Genomic DNA, 17,469 nt, shown 5'->3' with positions numbered 1-17,469 from the left:
TCTCTCAGCCCCGCGCCATGTCCACGAACCGCGACAGGTGCAGCTGGTGCGCGACGGTGATGGTGGCGGTCGGACCGTTGCGGTGCTTGCCGAGGATCAGGTCCGCCTCGCCGCCGCGCGGGTCGTCACGTTCGAATGCGTCGGGCCGGTGCAGCAGGATCACCATGTCGGCGTCCTGCTCGAGACTGTTGTGCACCGAGATGCCGTCGGCAACGAAGTTGTGTGTGCCCGGGACGGTCCCGTCGAACACGTCCTGCTCACCGATGCTGGTGACGGACACGATCTCGTCCCAGTACACATTGTTGGTGGCGAGCATTTCGATGTCGGCGGTGTCGAGGACGCCCGCCACCTGGGCCAGACTCGATCGCGAACCCCCTGCGGACCGCGAAGCCGCGGCCGCGACCAGCTCACGGGGGGCGAGCTCCTCGACTGCGAGGAGCCGGCTCAGCGTCGCCTCGACGTCGGGTGTCAGGGTGTCGGCGTCGTGGCGTACGAGCTTCGGCCCGAGCTGAGCGAGCACCCACTGCGCCGCAGTGCCGTGTGCACCCACGTCGTGCAGGAAGACGGCCTGATTCTCCGGACCGGTGACGACAACATCCCAGCCCGAGCCTGTTCCGGCCGCGGCGATCCGAGCGAAGACACCGATTCGCAGGAGAAGGCGGGCCAGGTCGTCGGCGAGGCGCCGGTCTGCGGACGGATACCGGACAGCGGCTCGTCCTTCGACCGCGTCCCACGCGACGATCCCGTTGCCCTCCCAGACGTGGCACACGAGCGCGGCGATCTGTTCCTTCGGCAGCGAGAATGCCTGTGGCGGAACAGAGCTATCGGCGACGGTGCGCTCAGCCAGCGCGACGACGTCGTCCTCCGAGACGGCGTGCGTCTCGAGGGGGGCAGGAACCGCGCGGGGTACTGCGACGCGCTCCCCGGCCGTCAGCTCGCCGAGGGGAATCCACCCGTCCACGGTGAGGAAGGGATGGTTCGCGGTGGCCTCGACCTGACGCCCGGAGTCGAGCGTCAGACGGAACACTTCCTTGCGTCCGCTCGGGAACACCTTGGTCATCGGGCGGGCGACCATACGCATGCGCTCGTCCAGCGACCAGACGACGGGCTGTTCACCACTGGCCAGCAACTCGCCGAGGGTGACCTCGCAGCCGTTGTCCGCGCGCAGGACGCGGGTGCTCGCAGTGAGGCAACCCGACTCGCGAAGATCGGAGACCATCGGCTTCTTGTCGGTGCGCTGCTCGGGGCCACGGTTGAGCTGACAGATCGCGACCACCGGGACCTCGAGCTCCTTCGCGAGAAGCTTGAGGCTACGGGAGAATTCGGAGACCTCCTGCTGGCGGGACTCGACCTTCTTACCGGAGGTCATCAGCTGCAGATAGTCGACGACGATCAGCCGGATGTCGTGTTTCTGCTTGAGGCGCCGCGCCTTTGCGCGGATCTCCATCATCGTCAGGTTGGGGGAGTCGTCGATGTACAGCGGCGCTTCGCTGATCTCGCTCATCCGCCGGGCGAGCCGGGTCCAGTCGTCGTCGGTCATGCGGCCCGAACGCATGTCGCCGAGCTTGATCTTCGCCTCGGCCGAGAGCAGCCGCATGACGATTTCGGTCTTGCCCATCTCGAGGGAGAACATGACGGAGGCCATGCCGTGCTTGACGGAGCAGGACCGCAGGAAGTCCATGCCGAGCGTGGAGTTGTGGGTGGGGATCATGGACCGTCCGGCGAGGTACAGGTGCTCGCCGTCGACCTCGACGCACCGCACCGGCACGGACTCGACGGGGCGGACGGCGACGATGCGGCGTTCCCGCGGCACCCCCGTGCGGGTCTCCTTGTGCGCCTTGGCCTTGCTGGGGAGGACGAAGACGTCGTCGTCGGTGGCGAAGCGCACCGTGGAGCCGGTGGTGGTGCAGGTGTAGCCGAGGCCGGCCAGGAGCTCGGCGACGTCGTCGCGCAGTCGGGCGCAGTCGGATTCGAAGCGGACGGTGCCGTCGTCGACGACGTGGCCGCCGGCGTCGAGCAGACCGGCGAGCAGCTCGCGCCGCTGCCGTTCCGACGCCCGCTGGTAGGCGCCGGGGATGCGGGCGCCGAGCGTCATGAGTTCCTCGGCGAACCCGCCCTCGCCCTGCACCCGCATGTGCACGTGGGGATCGGCGGAGGGGCCGCCGAGCCAGGCGCCGAGGGTGAACGGGGCGACGGGCAGATCGGCGACGGGCAGCTGCAGCGCGGCGACATTGCCGACGACGTGACCGTCCGCGAGGGACGCGGCGATCTCCCCGGTGGTGCGCACGCGCGACGGGCCGCCGTCGGAGGTGACCCACTGGTGCTGTTCGTCGGCGACGAGGACGGTGCCGTCGGAGAATTCCACCTCGAAGCACGGCCGGCCGTGCAGCACCTCGGTGGCGGCCAGCACCCGGGTGGGGCGGCCGTGGGCGTCGAGGAGTTCGTCGCCGGCGGCGACCTCGCCCATGGTCGTCCAACCGCCGGGGGTGGGCAGGGGAGTGTCGAGGGCCAGCGCCTTGCCGACGCCAGGACGGGCGGCGACGATGATCATCTGCCCGGGATGGAGGCCGTTGGTGACCTCGTCGAGCTCGGCGAATCCGGTGGGCACACCGAGGGAGATGCCGCCGCGGCTGGCGATCGAGTCGATCTCGTCCATGGTGGGCTGCAACAGCTCTTCGAGCGGGACGAAGTCCTCGGACGTGCGGCGCTCGGAGACCTCGAAGATCTCGGCCTGGGCCCGGTCGACGACCTCGGCGACGTCCTGGCCCTCGGAGCCGGCGTAGCCGTACTGGACGATGCGCGTTCCGGCCTCGACGAGGCGGCGCAGGATGGCCTTCTCGGCGACGATCTCGGCGTAGTAGCTCGCGTTCGCAGCAGTGGGCACGGTCTGGGTCAGGGTCACCAGGTAGGCGGCGCCGCCGATGCGGCGGAGTTCTCCGCGCCGGTCGAGTTCTGCGGACACCGTGACGGGGTCGGCGGGCTCACCGCGGCTGTAGAGGTCGAGGACGGCGTCGTAGACGGCCTGATGGGCGGGACGGTAGAAGTCGCCGGGCCGCAGCACTTCGAGCACGTCGGCGATGGCGTCCTTGCTGAGCAGCATGCCACCGAGCACGGACTGCTCCGCAACCATGTCCTGCGGGGGCTGGCGGCCGAAGTCGCCGGCCGGCTCCTCGGGCGGTCCCGGGTAGTCGGAATGGCCCCGATCGTCTACTACAGCCACGCGACGCCGTCCTTCCCCTTCTCGGCACCTCCGCCGGGGACAGACCCCGTCCACCGGCGCTCGACACCACTTCTACCCGGCCCCACCGACACGTCGTCCGGGACGCGCGCGCTCGACGTTAGGCACTCGGAGGGCGGCGTCCAAATCCGCCTGTGCACACAACTGTGGATGAATTGTGGAAAGGGGAGGACGGCCTTGTGCACCCCTTGGGGACAACCTGGGGACAACGCATCTCACACTTCGCATCGCTGCTGTTCAGACCGGGAAAATAGACTTTCACAGGTGTGGAGAACAATCGATTCGGCGTGTCGCCACGGATGTGTTTCCGGGCGTGTTCCGCCCTCCCGGCCCCGGAATGCCGTGCCGCGGATCACAAACCTACCGGTACCCCTGTGGGGTTATCCACAGCCCCTGTGGAAAGACGACGAAGAGCCCTGCACACAGTGTGTGCAGGGCTCTTCGGGAGCCGGAATCAGGCGGCCACGACGTTCAGATCGAACTTCGCGGTCACGTCCGGGTGCAGCTTCACGACGACCGTGTGCTTGCCGGTCGACTTGATGTGCGCCTTGGGCAGCTCGATGATGCGCTTGTCGACGACCGGGCCACCGGCGGCCTTGATGGCGCCGGCGACGTCGGCCGCGGTGACCGAGCCGAACAGCTTGCCCGAGTCCCCGGCGGTCTTCACGGCCAGGGAGACGTTCTCGAGGCCCTCGATGGCGGCCTTGAGCTCCTTGGCATGATCGAGGCCGCGCACCGCACGAGCCTCCTGGGCGCGGCGGATGCCCTCGACCTGCTTCTGGGCACCACGGGTGGCGACGATCGCCAGGCCGCGGGGCAGCAGGTAGTTGCGGCCGTAGCCGTCCTTGACCTCGACGGTGTCGCCAGGCGCACCGAGGTTGTCCACGTCAGCGGTGAGAATGAGCTTCATCGTGTGTCCCTCCCTTTCCTTAGCGAGCCGTCGAGACGTAAGGAAGCAGGGCCACCTCACGCGAGTTCTTCACAGCGATGGCAACGTCGCGCTGGTGCTGCACGCAGTTGCCCGTGACACGGCGAGCGCGGATCTTGCCGCGGTCGCTGACGTACTTACGCAGCAGCGTCGTGTCCTTGTAGTCGATCTGCACGTTCTTTTCCTTGCAGAAGGTGCAGACCTTCTTCTTCAAAACCTTTTCGCGCGCGGGCGCCTTAGGCATGGTCTTTCTCCGTACTTTCCGAATGTTCCGATCGAAGGTCGGATCAGAACGGGGGTTCGTCGTCCCCGCCGAAGGAGCCCGCCGCCGCCGGCGCGCTGCCCCACGGGTCGTCCCCGCCGGTGCTCGCGCTGGCACGAGCCCCACCCGATCCTCCGGAGGAACCACCGAAGCCGCCCCCGCCACCGCCACGGCTGGCCTTGTTGACCTTGGCCGTCGCGTAGCGGAGCGAGGGGCCGATCTCGTCGACCTCGAGCTCCACGACAGTGCGCTTCTCGCCTTCACGCGTCTCGTAGCTGCGCTGCTTGAGGCGGCCCTGCACGATCACGCGCGAGCCACGGGTCAAGCTCTCGGCCACGTTCTCCGCCGCCTCGCGCCAGATGTTGCAGCGCAGGAACAGCGCCTCGCCGTCTTTCCACTCGTTGGACTGACGGTCGAAGATGCGGGGCGTCGACGCGACGGTGAAGTTCGCGACCGCAGCTCCCGCCGGGGTGAAACGCAGCTCGGGATCAGCCGTCAGATTGCCGATGACGGTGATGACGGTGTCGCCTGCCATGTGGTTCCTCCTGCTGTGTGTGGAGTCCTGATGCGCCCGAGCCTACGGCCGGACGCCGACAGACTCACTTGCCGTGGCGCAGAACCTTGGTGCGGAGCACCGACTCGTTCAGGCCGAGCTGGCGATCCAGCTCCGCAACCGTGGCGGGCGTAGCGCTGATGTCGATCACCGCGTAGATGCCTTCGCTGTGCTTGGCGATCTCGTACGCGAGACGACGCTTACCCCACACGTCGACCTTGTCGATCTTGCCGCCGTCCTGGCGAACGACGTTGAGGAACGTATCCAGCGACGGGGCGACAGTGCGCTCGTCCAGGCTGGGGTCGAGAATGACCATCAGTTCGTAATGACGCATAAGACCTCATCACCTCCTATGGACTATGGGCGGTCACGGACGGTCCGTGACAGGAGGGTCGTTGCGTCAGCAACCCATGCAGGCTACACGATGCGCCCTTGACCAGCGAAATTCGCCTAGGGTGAAGAACATGCGCACGAGTTCCCGGACGCCCGCGCTCGTCGCCGTCGTGACGTGCGCGCTCGCCATGTGGCTCGGCTACCTGAACAAGGCCCGCTGCGCCGCACCACCGTTCGACCCGCAGGGGCGCAGCGTGCGTTTCGACGCGGTCAAGGACGCCACGGTCTGCTACTCCGACATCCAGCAGTTGTGGATCGGTCGCGGCATCAACCTGCACCTGTTCCCGTTCCTCGACGGCGGCATCACCCGCGACGGCGTGCTCACCGGCGGCACCGTCGAGTACCCGGTGCTCAGCGGCATCCTCATGTGGGTGGGGGCCCTGCGCGCCGACACCGACGCCGAGTTCCTCCTGCACTCCGCGCTGCTGCTGGCACCGTTCGGCCTGCTCGTCGCCTGGTACCTCGGCCGGCTGGCCGGGTGGGCCGCGCTGCTCTGGTCGGCCACGCCGCCCCTCGTGATGTACGCGTTCCTGAACTGGGACCTGCCCGTCGTCGCGACCACCGTCGGGGCCGTCGCCGTGCTCGGGGTGCGCCGCTGGCCGCTGCGCACCCGCGCGGTGATCGCCGCCGTCCTGCTCGCCGTCGGGTTCTGCCTCAAGGTGTATCCCGGCATCTTCGTGCTGCCGCTGATCGCATACGTCCTCACCGGCGGGGACGAGCCCGGGCCGCGGCGGGACGTGCGGGGCGCGGTGGCGGTGGGCGCCGCCGCGGCGGCGACGGTGATCGCCGTGAACCTGCCGTTCGCGCTGCTCGGGTATCCGGGGTGGCGCGCATCGTTCGAGTTCCAGGGCAACCGCGCGGCCGACGCCACGAGCAATTCGATCTGGTACTGGGGGCTGCGGCCCCTCGTCGGGGGCTATCAGGACACCGAGGTCACGGCCGAGTACAACGACCTCGTCTCCGTCGTCTCGCCGTTGCTGATCTGCGCCGCCTTCGCGCTGGCGCTGTGGCTGGGGTGGCGGCGGTACCGTCGCGACGGCTGCTATCCCTGGGTGGCGGTCGGCGCCGCGATGCTGTGCGGATTCCTGCTGCTGCACAAGGTGCATTCGCCGCAGTACACCCTGTGGTTGCTGCCGTTCCTGGTGCTGCTGCGGGTGCGGTGGCCGCTGATCGTCTCGTACCTCACCGTGGACCTCGCGATCGGCATCGGCGTGTTCCTGTGGTTCGACGCGACCATGACCCGGACCGACACCACGATCCCGCTGCTGCTCACCCTCGTCGGGGTGTGGGGCCGGGCCGTGCTGCTCGTCGTACTGTTCTTCGTGTTCGCCGGCGCGCCGCTGCGCCGGCCCGACCCGACCCCACCCGACGAGGAGCGGCCCCGGATGCCGGCGATGAGCGGAAAACCCGGATGAGCACAGCCTGGTACGAGCAGCCGGTGCTCGACGGCACGCGGATTCGCCTCGAACCGCTGGCCGCGGGACACGCGCCCGGCCTGCTCGCGGCCGTCGACGATGCCGACGCGATCTTCCGGTGGACGTCCGCCGACCTCCGGACACGCGACGACGCCGACGCGTTCGTCCGTACCGCGCTCGACGATCCGGACCGCCTGCCGTACGCGGTCGTCGACAAGTCCGTCGGCGCCGTCGTCGGCACCACGTCGTACTACCTGATCGATCCCCGGCACCGGACGCTGGCGGTCGGGCACACGTGGCTCTCGCGCGCGGTGCACGGTGGCGCCGCCAATCCCGAGTCGAAACTGCTGTTGCTGCGCCGCGCCTTCGACGATCTCGGCGCGGTCCGCGTGGAGTGGCACACCGACGAACACAACGCGCAGTCGCGCGCGGCGATCACCCGGCTCGGCGCCGGGTTCGAGGGCTTGCTGCGCAAGCATCGGCGACGCCGCGACGGCAGCTGGCGCACCACGGCGCTGTTCGCGATGACCGACGACGACTGGCCGGCCGCCCGGGTGGGTCTCGAGGCGCGGGTGGCCGACCGTCTCGCCAGGTGACCGCGGCTGGTCTACCCTTCCGCGCGGGGGGACCCCGGAACAGGCTGGGATCCCGATGGGGTGATCGAGGACGACGATGAGCGACTATCCGCAGTACCCGCCGAACAATCCGGGCGGTTATCCCCCGCCGGGCGGATACGGGTACTACCCCGGCCCGCAGTTCGGGCCGCCGCCCGAGAACAACCTGGTGTGGGGCATTCTCACGACGATCCTGTGCTGCCTGCCGCTCGGTGTCGTCTCGATCATCAAGGCGAGCCAGGTGAACTCCCTGTGGGCGCAGGGCCAGTTCGATGCCGCACGCCGGGCGGCCGACGACGCGAAGAAGTGGGCGATCTGGTCGGTGGTGGCGAGCGTGGCGGTGTGGGTGGTGATCGTCGTCTTCTACATCGTCGTCCTCGCCGCGGCGGTCTCGTCGTCGAGCTACTGAGGCATCCGGTCGTGCAGACGCTCGCCGCCCGGCTCGCCGCACCCGTCGGGGTGGCGGCCGTGTCGGCGTGTGTGTGCGCGGCCGTCGCGTGGGCCGACCCGACGACGCCGGGCGGCCCGATCCCGCCGTGCCCGACCCGCGTCCTGTTCGGCATCTGGTGTCCCGGGTGCGGATCGTCGCGGATGCTGTATTCGCTGCTGCATCTCGATGTTCCGGACGCCCTGCGGTACAACGCGCTCGGGGTGCTCGCCGTGCTTCTCCTGGGGTGGTCGTTCGCCGTGTGGACGGCCGGCCGGGTCCGTGGCCACCGGATCGCCCAGTGGTACCAGTGGCGGTGGGCGCCGCAGCTCGTGCTGTGGGTCGTGCTGGGCTGGTTCGTCGTCCGCAACCTCCCCGTCGCGCCCTTCAACGCGCTCCGCGTGTAGACGGCGCTCGTCGCGGACGAGCACTAGCGCGCGAAAATGCTTCCCGCGCAAGTTTTTACGCGCACAGGCAGCACCCGTCGCGCGCGGCTCGGGCCGGGGCTACGGGACGGTGCTCGTCGCGGGTGTCTGCCGATCGGCCGATTCGGGAGGTGATGTCCGCCGGATGCCGGGACGGAGACGGCCCGGGAGCCGGCGCGGGGGAGCGTCGGGGGCATGGTCGAGCACGCCACCCACGGGGTCGTCGACGAAGCCGTAGCGCACGAGATCTTCGGCCGGCCGGAGAATCTGCCGGACGACGAGCGCGCACAGCGCCACGACCGCGAGGTCGCGCAGCAGGACGGTGGTCGTGAACCACTGCTCGGGCAGGCCCTTGTTCTCGGCGCCGAGATAGAAGTACATGCGCGGCACCCAGACGAGGGCGTCGATCGTCATCCACGCCAGCAGGATCCGCCGGTGCGGCAGAGCCAGCACGGCGAGCGGCACCAGCCACAGCGAGTACTGGGGGCTCCACACCTTGTTGGTGAGCAGGAACGCGGCAACCACGAGGAAGCACAGCTGGGCGAGGCGGGGGCGGCGCGGAGCCGTCCACGCGAGCCACGCGATGCCGGCGCAGGCCACGGCGAACAGCAGCAGCGACACCGAGTTCAGCGTGGAGGTGTCCCAGCCGGACCAGCCGGTCAGCGACCGCACGACGTTGTAGATCGAATCGGGGTCCGCGCCGCGGTCGGTGTTGAGCCGGAAGAACTCGGCCCAGCCGCGCGGGTAGAGGACCATGATCGGCAGGTTCACCACGAGCCACGCGACGGCCGCGGCACCGGCCGCCTGCCCGAGCGCCCGCAGCTTCCCGGTGCGCAGGCACAGCAGCAACAGCGGGCCGAACAGCAGCAGCGGATACAGCTTGGTGGCGGCACCGAGTCCGAGCAGCACCCCGGCGAGCACCGGTCGCCGTCGCGCCCAGGCCAGCAACCCGCCGGCCGCGAACGCGGTGGCGAGCGCATCGAAGTTGGTGAAGGCGTGCACGACGACCAGCGGCGAGGCGGCGACGAGCGCCGCGTCCCAGATGCGGCGGCCGGCGGAGAGAGCGGTGGCCCACACGGTGGCCAGCCAGGCCATGGCGAGACCGATGGTGACGATGTCGAAGTAGATCGCCACCTGCAGGCCGCCCGGAAGCCACGACGTGGCGTCCCAGGCCTTCGCGGCCCGCATCGAGACGTACTGGTAGAGGCCGGCGAGGACCGGATACTCCATGTACCGGACCTGGGTCTGCCCGTCCGGGCCGGGCTCCTCCCACGACGTCTTGTACGGGAAGGCGCCGGTACTCAGGCGTTCGGCGCCGTAGAGCGGCACGACGTCGGAGTAGCACATGGCGACGTACTGCCGGTTGTCGCTCCAGTCCAGTCCGAGCGCGCCGCCCTCGCCGACCGGTCCCTGCTGGATGCAGGCGGCCTTGGTGAACCAGCCGAGGGCGAGGAACACCACCGCGAGGAGCAGCATCGCGCGCAGCGGCGTGAAGAAGCGAGTGCGTCCGAGCAGGGCGTACCGCCCGACGGGTCCGCCGATGACGGTGGACAGGCGCGACACCGTCGGGTCGGTCCATCCGGGTGCGTCGCGCCAGTCCGCGGATCGGCGGTCTGCGACGAGCGGACCCGGCGACGCGAGCTCTCTCTTCTCGGTCACCCCGCGAGGCTACCCGCCGGGTGTGGCGCCGACGGGGTCCTCCTGGAACCGGCTGTTGCCGGACTGCTGGTCTTCACCGGTGCCGGTCGAGTCGTCCTGTGTCCCGAAGCCCGGCGTGTCCGCCTCCGTGGTGGGAGTCGGCGTGGGCACCCGCTGCGTGGTCGTCTGCGGCGCCACCCCCGGCATGGGGATGGTCACGCCCGGGAGGATCTCGACGTTGCGGGTCGTGATCTCCGGCGGCGTGGGCAGCTCCGGCGTCGTCCGCTCGGTCGTCGTGGGGGTCGGCGTCGTGGTCTTCGGCGGCGCCGGCGCGGAGTACGCCGGCACGCCGGCCTGTCCGGCGATCGGTTCGGGCGTCGGGAACTTCTCGACGTCGGTGCCGTCGAGGGCGCCGTCCATCGTGTCCTTCCAGATGTCCGACGGCAGGCCGGAGCCGTAGATCATGCCGCCCCAGCTGTTCTCCAGGGGCAGGCCCTGTTCGGTGCCGACCCACACGGCCGTGGACAGCGACGGCGTGTAGCCGACCATCCAGGCGTCCTTGTTCGAGCCGGTGTCCCCGAGCTGGGCGGTGCCGGTCTTGGAGGCGGACGGCCGGCCGCCGGCGAGGGCGTGCCCGTTGGAGTACGCGGCGATCGGCATCATCGCGGCGGTGGTGTTGTCGGCGACGGCCTCGTCGACCCGCTGTTCCCCGGCCGGGGTGCCGCGGTCGAGCAGCACCGTGCCGTCGGCGGTGACGACCTTCTGCACGAAGTAGGGCTCGTGGTAGGTGCCGGACGCGGCGAGCGTCGCATACGCCGACGCCATGTCGATCACGCGGGACTGGTACTGCCCGAGCACGATGCCGTAGTTGGGGCCGACGCCGCCCGGCTCGGTCAGGGTCTCGCCGACCCCGGGGATCTCCTCGGGGATGCCGAGCTGGTGCGCCATGTCGGCGATGGCCTGCGGGCCGTTGTCCATCTCGAGCATCATCCGGTAGAAGCTGGTGTTGAGCGACCGCTTCAGCGCCTCGGCGATGGTGCAGGTACCGCAGTTCTCGCCTTCGACGTTGCCGATCGAGATGCCGTTGACGGTGAGCGGGCCGCTGTCGTACATGGCGGACAACGGGTTGCCCTGGTCGAGGTTGGCGGCCAGGCCGAACACCTTGAACGACGATCCGGTCTGCAGGCCGGACTGGGCGAAATCGAACCCGGCGCCGTCGTCGCCGCCGTAGTAGGCACGGACGGCGCCGCTGCGCGGATCGACGGACACGACGGCGGTGCGCAGCTCCTCCGGCTCGCCCTCCATGTTGGTGCGGACGGCGTCGAGCGCGGCCTCCTGCGCCTGTGGGTCGATCGTGGTGGTGATCTGGAGTCCCTCGGTGTTGAGCAGGGTCTCGTCGATGCCTTCCTCGGAGAGCTCCCGGAGCACCTGGTTGCGCAGCAGGCCCTCCGGCCCGTTGCTCTGGCCGCCGTTGTCGACCTCGGCCAGCGGCACGTACCGCGGGTACTGCATCGACGCCCGGTCGGCCGCGTTCAGGGTGCCGGCGGACACCATCCCGTCGAGGACGTAGTTCCAGCGCGCCTGGGCGCCCTCCGGGTTGGTCTCCGGGTCCAGCAGCGACGGCAGCTGGATGGAGGAGGCGAGCACCGCGCCCTCCTCGACGCTGAGCTCGCCGACCGGCTTGCCGAAGTACGCCGTGGAGGCGGCGGCGATGCCGTACGCACCGCGCCCGAAGTAGATGGTGTTCAGGTAGGCGGCGAGGATGTCGTCCTTGGACCACTGGTTGGCCATCTTGGACGCGAGGACGAGTTCCTTCATCTTGCGGGTGAGGGTGCGCTCGGATCCGACCAGCGCCGTCTTCACGTACTGCTGGGTGATGGTCGAACCACCGCCGGCGCTCTCCCGGCCGAGGATGTTGTCGCGGGCCGCGCGGGCGAAGCCGCTGACCGAGAATCCCGGGTTGCTGTAGAAGTCGCGGTCCTCGGCGGCGAGCACGGCGTTGCGGACGTGCTCGGGAATCTCGTCGAGCCGCACCTCGGTGCGGTTGCCTTCGGGCGGCACCACCTTGGTGATGACGGTCGAGCCGTCGGCCGCGTAGACGGTGGCCACCTGGTTGGTCTTCAGGTCACCGGGTCGGGGGACCTCCTGGACGACGTAGGCCAACATGAACGCGAGGATGGGCAGTACCAGAGCCAGCGCCACGGCCGCGTAGCCGACGCGCCGCACGGTGCGCCAGCGCGTCGACTTGGGCTCGCCACCACCGCGGGGCGGCTCGTCGCCACCGCCGCGCGCGGTGGGCGGAGGCGTGGGGGGACGCCCGCCGGGCCCGGGCGGGCCGCCGGCCGGCCGGTTGGGCGGCTGCTGACGGTTCTGGTTCGGCACCGGGGGCCGGTTCTGGGGCGGCAGTTGCCGGGTGCGGTCCTGCGGCGGCTGCTGCGGTCGCGGCGCTTGTGGGTTCCCCGCGGCGAACTGCTGCGGCGGGTACGGCTGCGGCCCGCCCTGCTGGGGGCGCGGCTGCGGCGGATAGGGGCGTCCCGGAGGCGGCATCCGCCGATCCATGGGCGGCCCACCCCCGGGTGCGCGTCCGGGCGGGGGTCCCCCCACGGGTCCCGGTCGCCGCGGCGGCGGGGGACCTGCCGGTCCGTTCCCGTGCGGCGGCCTCGGCCGTTCGCCCTGCGGATCGTTGTGGGGGGAACTCACGTACTCATCTCCAACCGGTAGCGCGGACGCGGTGGCACGCGTCCTCGTTTCACGTCTGCAGACTTCGGTCTCGTCGGGCAGCGCGCGTTCGGGCAGTGCAGTGTTCTTCGGGCAGTGCAGTGTCACAAGGGGACGGAGTCACCGGGGACGGGGTCACCGGGGACGGGGCGGTTCAGCAGGGGTCGCGCACGGCTCACTCGCTCGCGGTGCGGCGGCTCTGGCCGGTCGACCTGCGGCGGGGCCGCTTGGGCGCGGGTTCCGCCCCCAGGACATAGGACTGGACAAGGTGGTTCCAGCTGCACGTGCGGCACACCTCGACCACGTGGACGGAGAACTCCTCCTGGCTGGCGGCCAGGCGGACCAGTTCCTCCGCGGTGCGGGCCGACCCGGACACCGGGCCGAGCTTGTCGCCGAACACCCACGACACGAGTGTCAGCTGCTCCTTGCGGCAGATCGGGCAGACCACGTCACTGCCCCGACCGTGGAACTTGGCGGCGCGGAGCAGGTAGGGGCTGGCGTCGCACACCTCTGCGACGCCGGTCCGCCCCGAGTAGACCTGGGCGAGCAGCGACCTGCGCTGCAGCGCGTAGTCCACCACCTGCCGCTGTATCCGCACGGGTCCAGAGTACGTGCGGACGGCACGTGGGTGGGCGGGGTGTGGGGCGCGCGACTGCGCGACGCGCCCATATCGGGCGTTCTAGGCTGCCCGGGTGGTGAGCCGACACACGCCGCGAACGCGGGCACGCGACATCGACCGGGCACTGGTCTGTGGCCGTCTCGACACCGCCTACGCCGACGGCCAGCTCGATTTCGGGGAGCACCGGGATCGGACGGCCCGGGCGATGTCCGCAAAGACGCTGGGCGAGCTCGCGGACCTGGTCCGCGACCTGCAGCCACCGGAGGATTCCGGGGACCTCGCAGCGCCGCCGTCGGGCCGCCGGCCCGGTCTGCGCCGGGCCGCCGCCGTGACGGTCGCGGTGGCGGCTGCGGCGGCCGGCGCGGCGGTGATGCTGTCGGATGGGGACGGCCCGGCGCCGGGACCCGCGGCGGTGCGGGAGCAGCCCGCCGCGCCGGTGGCGGTCCCCGACGACGGTGTCGATCCGATCGTTGTGACCCCGGTCCGGCCGCTCGAGCCCGGCGGGTTCGAGGCGGTTCTCGCGGCGGTGCGGGACCGCTTCGGCAACACGGTCGTGTACCGGCTGGTCCTCCGTCCGGAGCGGGCCCACATCGAACGGGCGCTGCCGGACGAGCCGGGCCGGATCGCGACGTACACCTACGCGGGTGGGGCACTGCGGGCCCAACCGGTGACGGTGCAGCGCTTCCCCGGCTACCAGGACTTCGACCTCGGCGCGGTCGACGCGGGGGCCGTGACCGCCCGGATCGCGGAGGCGCCCGCGCTGGTCGGCCTGCCCGGCGGCACGGTCTCGCACGTGTCGTTCGCCCACGACGGCACCCCGGCGGTGACCATCTACGTCGAGTCCGGCGACGGCACGCGGTACGTGAAGATTCTGTTCGACGGCGGCGTGCTGGGCGTGTTCTGAGCTGCGTCGTTACGATCTCCCGCATGATCGGCCGCCATTCGCCTTCCACCAGGGCACGCGACGCCGATCGGGCTGCGGTCCGGGCGCGGCTCGACGCGGCGTATGCGGACGGTCAGCTCTCGGGCGCCGAGCACGAGGTCCGGGATGCGCGCGCCGGTGCGGCGGACACGCTCGGCGAGCTCGACGAACTGGTCGCCGACCTGCAGGCGAGCCCGGGCGCCGCCGCGGCGGCACGGGTCCGCGCCTGGGGTCCCTGGGTGTTCGCCGGGGCCGTGGTGACGGCGGCGGTGGTGGCGGGGGTGGCGACGTTCCGCTGGGTGCGCGCCGACCCGCCACCCGCCGGGGCGCAGCAGGCGCTGTACCTCGACCCGGCGGCGCTGCGACCGGTCGTGGTGCCGACGCCGAGCCTGGTGACCCGGGCGGGCCTCGAGCAGTACCGGGCCGACCACCTGGCGGCGTTCGGGAACACGCTCGTCGACAAGGTGGACTTCTTCGAGCAGCACGCGAGCATCACCCGCTCCGTCCCCGACGTCCCGGACCGCATGGTGTCGTACACCTACCGCGGCGGTTTCGACCCGGACCATGCGCCCCGGACCCGTGCCGTGGACACCCCGGTGGTCGACCTGGCGACGCTGGACGTCGACGAGATCGCCCGCTACGTCGCGGGGGCGCCGCAGAGCGTCGGCGTGCCGGACGGCACGGTCGGCCACATCTCGGTCGGCTTCTCGTACGACCAGCCGTCGGTGCGCATCTTCGTGCGCAACACGGCGGGCGAGACCGGATTCCTCGAGGTGACGCCGCAGGGCGAACTGATCGAGCTGCATCGGTTCGAGAACCGAGGGACCCGGTGAGGGCCCGGCGTGTGGTGATCGCGGCGACGACCGTCGCGGTGGGGGCCGTGACGGGCGCGCTGGCGGGAGTCGTCGGGAACGCGGCGGACGGGCCGGAGCCGCTGCCGGACCTGACGTCGCCGCAGGGGCTGGCTCGGTTCGTCGAGGACTATCGGGCCGAGTTCGGCGACACGCTGGTCGACGACCTGACCCTGTTCCCGGAGCATGCGTCGTTCGACCGGGCGGTGGCCGGCGATCCGCACCGGTATCTCTCGTACACCTTCGACGGCGAGTTCGACTCGTGGAGCAGTCCGAGTACCCGGCCGTCGGATGCGGTGGCCTTCGATCTGGCGGGCCTGGACCTCGTCGCGGTGTCGGAGATGATCCTCGGCGCTCCCGCGACGCTGCGGGTGCCCGACGGCCGGGTGGAGCAGGTCGGCGTCGACGTCGACGACGAGGGCCGGGCCACGGTCGTGGTCCACGCGCAGCGTCCCGGCACCGATCAGGGCGGGCATCTCGTCTTCGCGTTCGACGGCACGCCGATCGCGGTGTTCCCGTACGAACCCTGACCGATTTACCGATACCCGTTGTTACATGCACTCCGCTCCAGTATCGTCCTATATATCGGTGCGATATAATCGACAATCGCATCACTCGGATAAGTTCATCGACACGGCGGAGGAGGCCCTTTGCTCGAGCTGGCAATCCTCGGGCTGCTCCTCGAGTCGCCCATGCACGGCTACGAGCTCCGCAAACGACTGACCGGACTGCTCGGCGCGTTCCGCGCCTTTTCCTACGGTTCCCTCTACCCGACGCTGCGACGTATGCAGGCCGACGGACTCATCGAGGAGGACTCGGGAGCACCCGGCACCGTCATGCGACGAGCCCGTCGCGTGTACCAGCTCACCCCGGAGGGCCGTAAGCGCTTCTCCGAGCTGGTGGCCGACACCGGGCCGCAGAACTACACCGACGACGGTTTCGGCGTGCACCTCGCCTTCTTCAGCCGCACCCCCGCCGAGGCGCGGATGCGGATCCTCGAGGGCAGGCGCCGCCAGGTCGAGGAGCGCAGAGAAGGGCTCCGCGACGCAATCGGGCGGGCGAGCGGCACCTTGGACCGCTACACCCGTCAGCTTCATCAGCTCGGGCTCGAGTCGAGCGAGCGCGAGGTCCGCTGGCTCAACGAATTGATCGCCGCCGAGCAGTCGACAGCACAACGCAACACAGAAGGAGAACCCGACCATGGGTGAGAACAGCACCTCGGTGCGCGTGGCCATTGTAGGCGTGGGGAACTGTGCCTCGTCCCTGGTCCAGGGCGTCGAGTACTACAAGGACGCGGAGGCGGGCACCACCGTTCCGGGCCTGATGCATGTCGAGTTCGGCCGGTACCACGTGCGCGACGTCCAGTTCGTCGCCGCGTTCGACGTGGACGCGAAGAAGGTCGGCTTCGACCTCTCCGAGGCGATCTTCGCCAGCGAGAACAACACCATCAAGATCGCCGACGTGCCGCCGAGCGGCGTCACCGTCCAGCGCGGCCACACCCTCGACGGCATCGGCAAGTACTACGCCGAGACCATCGAGCTCTCCGAGGCCGAGCCCGTGGACGTCGTGCAGGCGCTGAAGGACGCGAAGGTCGACGTGCTCGTGTCCTACCTGCCCGTCGGTTCCGAAGAGGCCGACAAGTTCTACGCCCAGTGCTGCATCGACGCCGGCGTCGCCTTCGTCAACGCGCTGCCCGTGTTCATCGCCTCCGACCCGGAGTGGGCCGCCAAGTTCACCGAGGCCGGCGTCCCGATCGTCGGCGACGACATCAAGTCGCAGGTCGGCGCCACCATCACCCACCGCGTGATGGCGAAGCTGTTCGAGGACCGCGGTGTGCAGCTCGACCGCACCATGCAGCTCAACGTCGGCGGCAACATGGACTTCAAGAACATGCTCGAGCGTGAGCGCCTCGAGTCGAAGAAGATCTCCAAGACCCAGGCCGTCACCTCCAATCTCAAGAAGGAGATGGGCGCCAACGACGTCCACATCGGCCCGTCCGACCACGTCGGCTGGCTCGACGACCGCAAGTGGGCGTACGTCCGCCTCGAGGGCCGCGCCTTCGGTGACGTGCCGCTGAACCTCGAGTACAAGCTCGAGGTGTGGGACTCGCCCAACTCGGCCGGCATCATCATCGACGCCATCCGCGCCGCGAAGATCGCCAAGGACCGCGGCATCGGCGGCCCCGTGCTGCCGGCCTCCGCCTACCTGATGAAGTCCCCGCCGGTCCAGATGGCCGACGACAAGGCTCGCGCCGAGCTCGAGGCCTTCATCATCGGCGCCGACGCCTGATCCGCGGCTTCCACCGCCTCTGTGGCCGAATGTCACATTCCTTCGATCCAGGCTGACTCAGGTGGTCCATGCGACACGCTCCCTGACCAGGGGAGATGTCAGTGGGTCGAGCAGCACGAGAGGCGAAGAAGGCTAGGTTCTTCGCCATGCGCATGACGAAGGTGTCGATCGCCAAGG

17 protein-coding genes are annotated in these 17,469 nt (G+C 70.1%); 9 read left to right on the top strand and 8 right to left on the bottom strand.

What is annotated here, in order from left to right; all coding sequences use genetic code 11:
• Positions 1-4: 4 nt before the first annotated feature.
• The 5 genes from dnaB to rpsF form a co-directional block, all read right to left on the bottom strand.
• A complete protein-coding gene (gene dnaB, locus G6039_RS06880) occupies positions 5-3,220 on the bottom strand; it encodes a replicative DNA helicase (RefSeq protein ID WP_043796882.1) in 3,216 nt (1,071 codons plus the stop codon).
• A gap of 472 nt (positions 3,221-3,692) precedes the next feature.
• Positions 3,693-4,148, bottom strand: a complete 456-nt coding sequence (gene rplI / locus G6039_RS06875; RefSeq protein WP_006932315.1) for a 50S ribosomal protein L9 — start codon at positions 4,146-4,148, stop codon at positions 3,693-3,695.
• Positions 4,149-4,167: 19 nt separating this feature from the next.
• Positions 4,168-4,410: a 30S ribosomal protein S18 gene (gene rpsR / locus G6039_RS06870; protein WP_003938621.1), complete on the bottom strand. Its 243-nt coding sequence runs from the start codon at positions 4,408-4,410 to the stop codon at positions 4,168-4,170.
• A gap of 43 nt (positions 4,411-4,453) precedes the next feature.
• Positions 4,454-4,963 carry a single-stranded DNA-binding protein gene (locus tag G6039_RS06865; protein WP_006932313.1) on the bottom strand — a complete coding sequence of 170 codons (510 nt, stop codon included), beginning with the start codon at positions 4,961-4,963 and terminating at the stop codon, positions 4,454-4,456.
• A 64-nt stretch (positions 4,964-5,027) separates the two neighbouring features.
• Entirely contained in the window at positions 5,028-5,315 is a 288-nt protein-coding gene (rpsF, locus tag G6039_RS06860) for a 30S ribosomal protein S6 (RefSeq protein ID WP_003938619.1), read from the bottom strand.
• A 130-nt stretch (positions 5,316-5,445) separates the two neighbouring features.
• On the opposite strand from rpsF, the gene G6039_RS06855 reads away from it, so the two are divergent.
• From G6039_RS06855 to G6039_RS06840, 4 genes are all read left to right on the top strand, one after another.
• Positions 5,446-6,789: a glycosyltransferase 87 family protein gene (locus tag G6039_RS06855; RefSeq protein WP_206530792.1), complete on the top strand. Its 1,344-nt coding sequence runs from the start codon at positions 5,446-5,448 to the stop codon at positions 6,787-6,789.
• Entirely contained in the window at positions 6,786-7,385 is a 600-nt protein-coding gene (locus G6039_RS06850) for a GNAT family N-acetyltransferase (RefSeq protein ID WP_043796888.1), read from the top strand. Before G6039_RS06855 ends, G6039_RS06850 begins: the two co-directional genes overlap by 4 nt.
• 76 nt (positions 7,386-7,461) lie before the next feature.
• Entirely contained in the window at positions 7,462-7,812 is a 351-nt protein-coding gene (locus tag G6039_RS06845; protein ID WP_006932305.1) for a CD225/dispanin family protein, read from the top strand.
• Between the two features lie 11 nt (positions 7,813-7,823).
• Positions 7,824-8,237, top strand: coding sequence for a DUF2752 domain-containing protein (locus tag G6039_RS06840; RefSeq protein WP_043796892.1), 414 nt, complete (start codon positions 7,824-7,826; stop codon positions 8,235-8,237).
• A 99-nt stretch (positions 8,238-8,336) separates the two neighbouring features.
• On the opposite strand, the gene G6039_RS06835 is transcribed toward G6039_RS06840, so the two are convergent.
• The 3 genes from G6039_RS06835 to G6039_RS06825 form a co-directional block, all read right to left on the bottom strand.
• A complete protein-coding gene (locus G6039_RS06835; protein ID WP_043796895.1) occupies positions 8,337-9,914 on the bottom strand; it encodes a glycosyltransferase family 87 protein in 1,578 nt (525 codons plus the stop codon).
• Positions 9,915-9,923: 9 nt separating this feature from the next.
• A complete protein-coding gene (locus tag G6039_RS06830) occupies positions 9,924-12,440 on the bottom strand; it encodes a transglycosylase domain-containing protein (RefSeq protein ID WP_231385975.1) in 2,517 nt (838 codons plus the stop codon).
• 346 nt (positions 12,441-12,786) lie between these two features.
• A complete protein-coding gene (locus tag G6039_RS06825) occupies positions 12,787-13,209 on the bottom strand; it encodes a DUF5318 domain-containing protein (RefSeq protein ID WP_065923290.1) in 423 nt (140 codons plus the stop codon).
• Between the two features lie 94 nt (positions 13,210-13,303).
• Between G6039_RS06825 and G6039_RS06820 the strand changes: the two genes are divergently transcribed.
• From G6039_RS06820 to G6039_RS06800, 5 genes are all read left to right on the top strand, one after another.
• The gene (locus tag G6039_RS06820; protein ID WP_029546711.1) at positions 13,304-14,134 is read left to right on the top strand and encodes a DUF1707 SHOCT-like domain-containing protein; all 831 of its coding nucleotides are present in this window, start codon (positions 13,304-13,306) and stop codon (positions 14,132-14,134) included.
• Positions 14,135-14,157: 23 nt separating this feature from the next.
• Positions 14,158-14,985: a DUF1707 SHOCT-like domain-containing protein gene (locus G6039_RS06815; protein ID WP_029546712.1), complete on the top strand. Its 828-nt coding sequence runs from the start codon at positions 14,158-14,160 to the stop codon at positions 14,983-14,985.
• Complete coding sequence (locus tag G6039_RS06810) at positions 14,982-15,533, top strand: hypothetical protein (RefSeq protein ID WP_231385976.1); 552 nt, start codon at positions 14,982-14,984, stop codon at positions 15,531-15,533. Before G6039_RS06815 ends, G6039_RS06810 begins: the two co-directional genes overlap by 4 nt.
• A 120-nt stretch (positions 15,534-15,653) precedes the next feature.
• Positions 15,654-16,211, top strand: a complete 558-nt coding sequence (locus G6039_RS06805; RefSeq protein WP_006932293.1) for a PadR family transcriptional regulator — start codon at positions 15,654-15,656, stop codon at positions 16,209-16,211.
• A complete protein-coding gene (locus tag G6039_RS06800; RefSeq protein WP_006932291.1) occupies positions 16,204-17,292 on the top strand; it encodes an inositol-3-phosphate synthase in 1,089 nt (362 codons plus the stop codon). Before G6039_RS06805 ends, G6039_RS06800 begins: the two co-directional genes overlap by 8 nt.
• The last annotated feature ends 177 nt before the right edge of the window (positions 17,293-17,469 follow it).

The organism is Rhodococcus aetherivorans, from assembly GCF_011058165.1.
In the GTDB taxonomy this organism is placed as follows: domain Bacteria; phylum Actinomycetota; class Actinomycetes; order Mycobacteriales; family Mycobacteriaceae; genus Rhodococcus; species Rhodococcus aetherivorans.
The sequence above is the reverse complement of the archived record's forward strand: the minus strand, read 5'-3'. Positions and strand labels throughout refer to the sequence as shown.